Origin of the sequence: Flavobacterium sp. (assembly GCF_003525665.1) — a bacterium.
Classification (GTDB): Bacteria; Bacteroidota; Bacteroidia; order Flavobacteriales; family Flavobacteriaceae; genus Flavobacterium.
Genome location: NZ_DQDX01000191.1, coordinates 1 through 7,020, shown reverse-complemented (window position 1 = coordinate 7,020; position 7,020 = coordinate 1). Strand labels below are relative to the sequence as shown.

Below are 7,020 nucleotides of genomic sequence, written 5' to 3'. Positions count from 1 at the left end.
AAAAAAAAAAATAATATTATAAAAAAAAAAAAAAAATGAAATCTGTACCACACTTTCCTTTGTGAATTTTGGCATTTTCCGTTCGTTCTATTATTCTAATAATGACGAAGAAATAACCTATTGTTTTACCTTTCCCAATATGTTATTAGTGGCTTATTCTTCATTTATTACACAGAATAAATCAGAAGAAAATTTACAAGCTTTAACCGATTCTGAAATAATTTCAATTTCAAAAAACACATTAGAAAACCTTGCGGAATCAAACAATAAATGGTTGAATTTTTTAAAAATAATTGCTGAAAAAGAATATGTTGAACTCGAAAAATGGATATTTAATCATCAAAAATCCAACGCCCAAAAACGATATGTAGATTTGATACACAACCATCCACAATTTGTGCAACAAATTCCACTTCACTACATAGCGTCCTATCTTGGAATTACTCAAAGACATTTAAGTAGGATAAGAGCATCAATTTAATTATTAGACAAATGTCCTACGTGAATAGTATGGCAGGAGTGTAATTTTGCACTTCAAATTAAAAATAATTAAATATATGAAAACAGTAATTTTAATAGGTGCTAATGGGAAAATGGGAAAAGCAGCACTTACAGGTTTAGGAAAACACAAAGTGATTACAGCTGGTCGTTCAAAAGACGGTTGCGACTACCAAGTTGACATTACCAGTGAAGAATCTTTGAGAAAATTATTCAAGGAGGTTGGTCACTTTGATGCAGTTGTGAATACAGTTGGCGTATGTGAATATGCAACCTTCGAGGAAATGACTGAAGCGCAATGGATGACTACAGTAATGAGTAAAATGATGGGGCAAATCAATATTGTTAGAATAGGTCAGGAATACATTGCTGATAAAGGTTCCTTTACGCTTATTACAGGTATACTAAATTTAAAGCCTATTCCTTTTGCTATTGCAGATGCAACTACAAGTGGTGCCATTGATACCTTTGTAAAATGTGTAGCCTTCGAAATGCCAAGAGGTATTCGTGTAAATTCAGTAAATCCAACAGTTTTAGCAGAAGCTTGGGATGTTTATGGCGATATGATGCCAGGATTTCAACCTGTACCAAGTGCATTGGTTGGTAAAGCGTTTGAGCGCTCGGTTGATGGATTTATTACTGGTCAAGTGATACTTGTTGATGCATAATTAACAAAAATTACAGCATATAGTCTTTTCAAAAAAGAAATTGACTATATGCTGTTTATTATAAAATAAAAAGAAAAATGGAATTAAAACTTTACCAAATTGACGCATTTACAGATACCATTTTTGGTGGAAATCCTGCTTGTGTGGTGCCTCTTGACAATTGGTTATCAGACGACATTTTGTTGAAAATAACTAAAGAAAATGCCGTTGCAGAAACCGCTTTTTTTGTAGATAAAGGAGAAAAAATCCATTTGCGATGGTTTACGCCAGAAATTGAAATGGATTTGTGCGGTCACGCCACACTTGCAACAGCACATTGCTTAAAGACAATTTTAGATTACAAAAAAGATGAAATTGTTTTCGAAACATTAAGTGGCGACTTAATTGTTAAAGTTGAAGATGGACTATACAAAATGGACTTCCCATCAAGAATGCCTATTGCAGATACTTTACCCGAGACAATTTCAAAATCTTTAAATATCCAACCCAAGGAAATTTTGAAATCAAGAGACTATGTTTTGGTTTATGAAAACGAAACAGCAATTAGAAATATTAAAATTGATCGACAATTGTTTGACCAAATCAACCTTGATCCAGGCGGAATAATTGTAACAGCAATTGGAGATGACTGTGATTTCGTTTCTCGTTTTTTCACACCACAAGCATCCATCTTAGAAGATCCTGTAACAGGTTCTGCTCATTGTTCTTTGGTGCCATTTTGGTCAAAAAGACTTGATAAAAAAGTACTTTATGGGCAACAAGTTTCGGAACGAATGGGCAAACTATATTGTGAAGACAAAGGTGACCGAGTTATTATTAGCGGAACAGCAAAAACCTATTCTGTTGGGAATTTTTGGATAGAATAAAACAATTGCTAACTCGGGTGTTGCGTCATAGTTAGAAAGCAAAAACGCAGTGCCAATTTTAAATCTATAAATTAAATTACAAACAAATAATTACAAAAAAGTATGAAAAAAGGAATCTCAATTTTAATTGTTATAGTAACAATTTTAGTAGTATTATTATATCTCAGGTTTAATTATACCAAAAAAACTAATGAATTAGGAAATGCAAATCAAATCGAAGGGCTAACTGTATTTACAGACAATAACCCCATTTTGGAATATGAGTTCCTTGGAACTGTAAAAGTTGACACATCCAAATTACAAGTTGCCGAGTACGATCACGTACGTGACCAATTGATCATAAAGGCAAAAACACAATTCGCAAATGCACAAGGTATAATTATTACTCCAAAGGATAAAAAAGCTGTGGTTATTCGTTTTAAAAATTAAAAGTCACTAAACATATTAATCTTTAAAAACTACGAAAATCCATTTATCTATTCGCGAGTTGGTTGCAAATCATAAAGAAGATGCCAAGGACGAATGAATTCCCTTTTATAAATCTTGGTTAAGACTAACTCGTTAAGGAGATTTTTTGAAACTTCATTATTCATTTAATGGTGAACAATGCCGATTTTTTCGTTGTTTTGGTTTAGACCTTCCTTCCACCGTAAAAGTTGGATTTGGAATACAAGCACCTTTAGGAGATAAATGCGAAGGAAAATTGGATTTTATTACCATATCCAACGAAAGTGTTAAAAACTTTAGAGATGGTAATTAAAACAGTCACAAAGTAAACATAGGCAATCATCTATTAAATTAGGTTATTTGCCCTAATAATTCAAAATCAAAAATGAACTTTCAAATACAAAATAGCAACAGTAACGACACAGACGAAATTTTCCGTTTATATAAAATCGCGACCGATTTTCAGAAGACAAGATTTACCAGCCATTGGCCAGAATTTGATAGAGAACTTATTGAAACTGAAATTTTAGAAAACAGACAATGGAAAATAGTTGCAGAGGGTAAAATTGCTTGTGTGTGGGCGACAACTTTTAATGATCCTCAAATCTGGGAGGAACGTAACGGAGATCCAGCTGTTTACATTCACCGCATAGCAACAAATCCTGATTTTCGCGGACAAAATTTAGTGGGCAAAATTGTAGAATGGGCAAAAATCTATGCCATTGAAAAACAAAAACAATACATTAGAATGGACACAGTAGGTTATAATTTAGGTCTAATTAATTATTACACTAGATGTGGTTTTGACTTTTTGGGTTTATTGAAACTTAAAAATACTGGAGAATTACCTGCGCATTATGAAAATGCAACAGTAAGTTTATTTGAAATTGAAGTAAAACTCTAAACGAGAAAATAAATTCTCAGTTTTTTGTTTTCAGTGCTATTTAATCCATTTTTGATAAGTACCTATAGTTACAGAATAAAACTTCTAAAATTTAAATAATAGCACTAAAACAGTTTGGGGAAATGTAAATTACGGGCTTATAAATCCACAACTTTTTTATGCAGATAAATTATTTCAAAATACAAATGAATATAACAGTACACCAAAGACAAAAACAAAAACGCGTTTCGGTTATAAAAAATCATGAAAACTGAAGGATAAATGCATAATTAAATTAAATATATTTATTTTTGTTACTATTTATGTATTTGAAATGGAATCTATAGTTAGTTATAATGTATCAAATCCCCTTTTAATTGACAAAATCTCGTCAATTGTATTTTGGCGTCGATCGGCTAATTATACTGAATCAACCGTGTTTTTACCAAACAATATCTGCGGATTTGGATTTACAGTGTTTGGGGATTTGCTCGTAAAAAACAAAACTGATTTTCAAATAATGCCGAAATATGGCACTAGGAACACGTTAATGAAACCAAGTGAAATTAAAACGTCAGGGGATTTTTTGAATATTTCAGTGCGACTTACAATTCCAAACGGGTTAAGTTTATTTACAAAAATACCAATGAATGTTGTTTACGAAGAAGATGCCACTTCTTTATACGATATTTTTACTAATCAAGAAATTAACGATCTTGTAGATTCACTTACAGAAGCAACAAACGATGAAAAAAAAATTAAGGTACTGGAACTCTTTTTAGTGTCAAAGTTAATTATTTGTCAGCCAGCTCTGTATATATCAATCATCAATAAAATCCACACTACAAAAGGACAGTGCAATGTAGCGCAAATGGCCGCATTTTTCTCCGTTTCGGAACGAACTATTCATCGATTATTTAATAAATTCGTGGGGGTGAATCCAATCAATTACATTAACTTGATTAAATTTAGAACTTTTTTAGAGCACTCTTCAAGCTCAAATAATCATTTGTTAAGTGTTGCGATAGATACTGGATATTACGATCAGTCGCATTTTATTAAACATTTTAAAGCCTTTAGCACACAAACTCCTTCGCAATTCTTTGAAAATAATTCTTCAGAAAAGGTGTCCGATTTTTACAATCTTTGAATTTTTTCATAAATTATCTTTGCACTAAATGTAATATTTAGTCTGATGAAAAACCTTTTTTTATTTTTTTCGATTTGCTCCCTTAATTTATTATTTAGTCAATCATTACAGCGCAAAGTTCAATTTGGTGCACGCGTAGAATATGTCACCGAAAATGGAACTTCCGGTTGTAAAGTGAAGCAAGTTGCACGAGGAACAAGTGTTGCGCTTAAATTGCTAGAAAACGATTTGATTGTCAAAATTGGTAATTCTACGTTTGCTTCAACTGATGAATTCACCCAAAAATTCTTAACCTATTCTCCAAATCAAGAAGTTCAGTTAACGGTCTTGCGTGGTAAAAAGAAACTTATCTTAAAAGCAAAAGCCGTTGCACGTCCGTATGAAACAGATGATAATGCTACCGTAATTTACGACGAGGTAGCCTACAAAGGCGGACAATTGCGCGTTATCATTAACAAGCCCTTTAAAGAAAATAAAATGCCGGCCATGTTGTTCATTCCGGGATATACCTGCAGCAGTATTGATGATTTACCAAATTATCATCCCTATAAACGCATTGTGGATGCTTATGTAGATGCTGGTTATGTGACGCTTCGCGTCGAGAAAAGTGGCTTGGGTGACAGCAAAAACACACCTCCTTGCGAGTCTTGTGATTTGCTAGATGAAATTGAAAATTTTGAGGCAGGTTTAAAAAAGTTGAAGTCACTTCCTTATGTAGATCCCAACCAAATTATCATTGTTGGTCACTCTATGGGTGGAATTGTTGCGCCAGCAATTAGTGCAAAAAATAAGGTTGCGGGTGTTGTAGTATATGGAACTACTGCTAAATCTTGGTTTGAGTATCAAATCGAAATGTATCGCGTTCAAAATGCATTATCAGGCATGAACCCGATTGAAGTAGAACAATCTGTAATTGCTCAATATGATTTAAACTATCGTTACTTCGTTAAGAAAGAAAAACTAGAAGATATTGCTAAAGACACTAAGGCCGACAGTATTTTACGCACAAGTTGGCAATACGATGGCAAAGGAAAAATTTATTCGAGGAATGCAGAGTACTGGAGACAAATTCAGGATTACCCTCATTTAGAAAATTGGAAAAATACAACTGCAAAAGTATTAGTACAATATGGAGAATCTGATTTTGAAGCATTTTCTAAAGCAGATCATCAGCAAATTGTGAATACCGTAAATTTCTTCAACCCAGGTAATGCAACGTTAATGACTTATCCTTCAACGGATCATTATTTCGCAAAATCGGGTACAATGCAAGAAGCATACAACAAATTTTCAAATGGTCAGATTCAACAATTATTTGATGAATACAATCAAGAAGTAGGTCTTTCGGCAGTAAAATGGAGCAATGAAGTGCTTTCCAAAAAAGATGTAACGACACTTCCCGAAAAAGGATGGAAAAAATTGAATACAGAGCGCTATCCTGGGAAACAAGACGATATCACTTTCATTAATGAAAAAGAAGGCTGGTATGTAAACGGTTACGGAAGCATTTATAACACAAAAAATGGAGGCGAAACCTGGGAAAAACAATTGGAAAAAAAAGGAACTTTTTTCCGAACCATTGCCTTTGTGGATAATTTAGTTGGTTTTGCGGGTACGGTTGGAACAGATTATTTTCCTAATGTTACCGACTCCATTCCATTGTATGGAACCAGAGATGGTGGTAAAACTTGGAAGCCTGTTGACTATAAAGGACCATATGTTAAAGGACTTTGTGCCATTGATATTGTTAAAGAGCAATATATTAATCACGGCAAAATAGACTACAAAATACATATTTATGCAGTTGGTCGTGTAGGTTCTCCAGCTAATATGATGGTCTCGCACGATGGTGGTGCCACTTGGACATCCAATAGTATGAACAACGACTGTAAAATGCTATTCGATATCAAAATGTTTGATAAAAACAACGGATTTGTTTGTGCTGCCTCAGATGAAGATATGGAAAAATCCAACGCCTTGATTTTAAAAACCAGCGATGGCGGAAAAACCTGGAAAAAGGTGTATCAATCCAATCGTCCGTTTGAAGGTACTTGGAAGGCCTCTTTTCCAACAAAAGAAGTTGGCTATGTAACGATTCAATCCTATAATCCAGATCCAAATGTAAAACAACAGCGCATTGCCAAAACAACCGATGGCGGTGAAACTTGGAATGAAATCAACTTAGTGGAAGATGCTGGAGCAAGAGAATTTGGTATTGGTTTTATAGACGAAAATCACGGCTTTGTTGGCACCATGAACAGCGGTTACGAAACCAAAGACGGTGGTAAAACTTGGGCGAAGGTCAATTTAGGAATGGCTTGCAATAAAATCAGAATTTACAAAGATGCTAATGGGAAAATTTATGGGTATGCAATTGGTGTAGATGTGTTGAAAGGTGAATTTTAAAGTTTACAGTTAAAAATTAATTTATGCAAAAAACAATTTATTCGCTAATACTGCTTTGCTCCATTATGAGTTCTGTTAACGCGCAACAAAAAGAAAACAACA

General features: G+C 33.6%; 7 protein-coding genes. All 7 read left to right on the top strand.

From position 1 onward, the window contains the following. Positions 1 to 40: 40 nt before the first annotated feature. Complete coding sequence (locus tag DIU01_RS13520; protein WP_290835316.1) at positions 41 to 481, top strand: Crp/Fnr family transcriptional regulator; 441 nt, start codon at positions 41 to 43, stop codon at positions 479 to 481. Between the two features lie 76 nt (positions 482 to 557). After that, on the top strand, positions 558 to 1,166 hold the full coding sequence (locus DIU01_RS13515) for a short chain dehydrogenase (protein WP_153209445.1): 609 nt from the start codon (positions 558 to 560) through the stop codon (positions 1,164 to 1,166). 77 nt (positions 1,167 to 1,243) lie between these two features. Then, on the top strand, positions 1,244 to 2,032 hold the full coding sequence (locus DIU01_RS13510) for a PhzF family phenazine biosynthesis protein (protein WP_290835305.1): 789 nt from the start codon (positions 1,244 to 1,246) through the stop codon (positions 2,030 to 2,032). Between the two features lie 102 nt (positions 2,033 to 2,134). Then, a complete protein-coding gene (locus DIU01_RS13505; RefSeq protein ID WP_290835302.1) occupies positions 2,135 to 2,461 on the top strand; it encodes a hypothetical protein in 327 nt (108 codons plus the stop codon). A gap of 403 nt (positions 2,462 to 2,864) precedes the next feature. Beyond that, positions 2,865 to 3,383, top strand: coding sequence for a GNAT family N-acetyltransferase (locus DIU01_RS13500; protein WP_290835300.1), 519 nt, complete (start codon positions 2,865 to 2,867; stop codon positions 3,381 to 3,383). 313 nt (positions 3,384 to 3,696) lie between these two features. Further along, positions 3,697 to 4,512, top strand: a complete 816-nt coding sequence (locus tag DIU01_RS13495) for an AraC family transcriptional regulator (RefSeq protein ID WP_290835299.1) — start codon at positions 3,697 to 3,699, stop codon at positions 4,510 to 4,512. A 45-nt stretch (positions 4,513 to 4,557) separates the two neighbouring features. Further along, positions 4,558 to 6,918 (top strand): alpha/beta fold hydrolase, encoded by a 2,361-nt coding sequence (locus tag DIU01_RS13490; RefSeq protein WP_290835297.1) that lies wholly within the window; start codon positions 4,558 to 4,560, stop codon positions 6,916 to 6,918. Positions 6,919 to 7,020 lie beyond the last annotated feature (102 nt).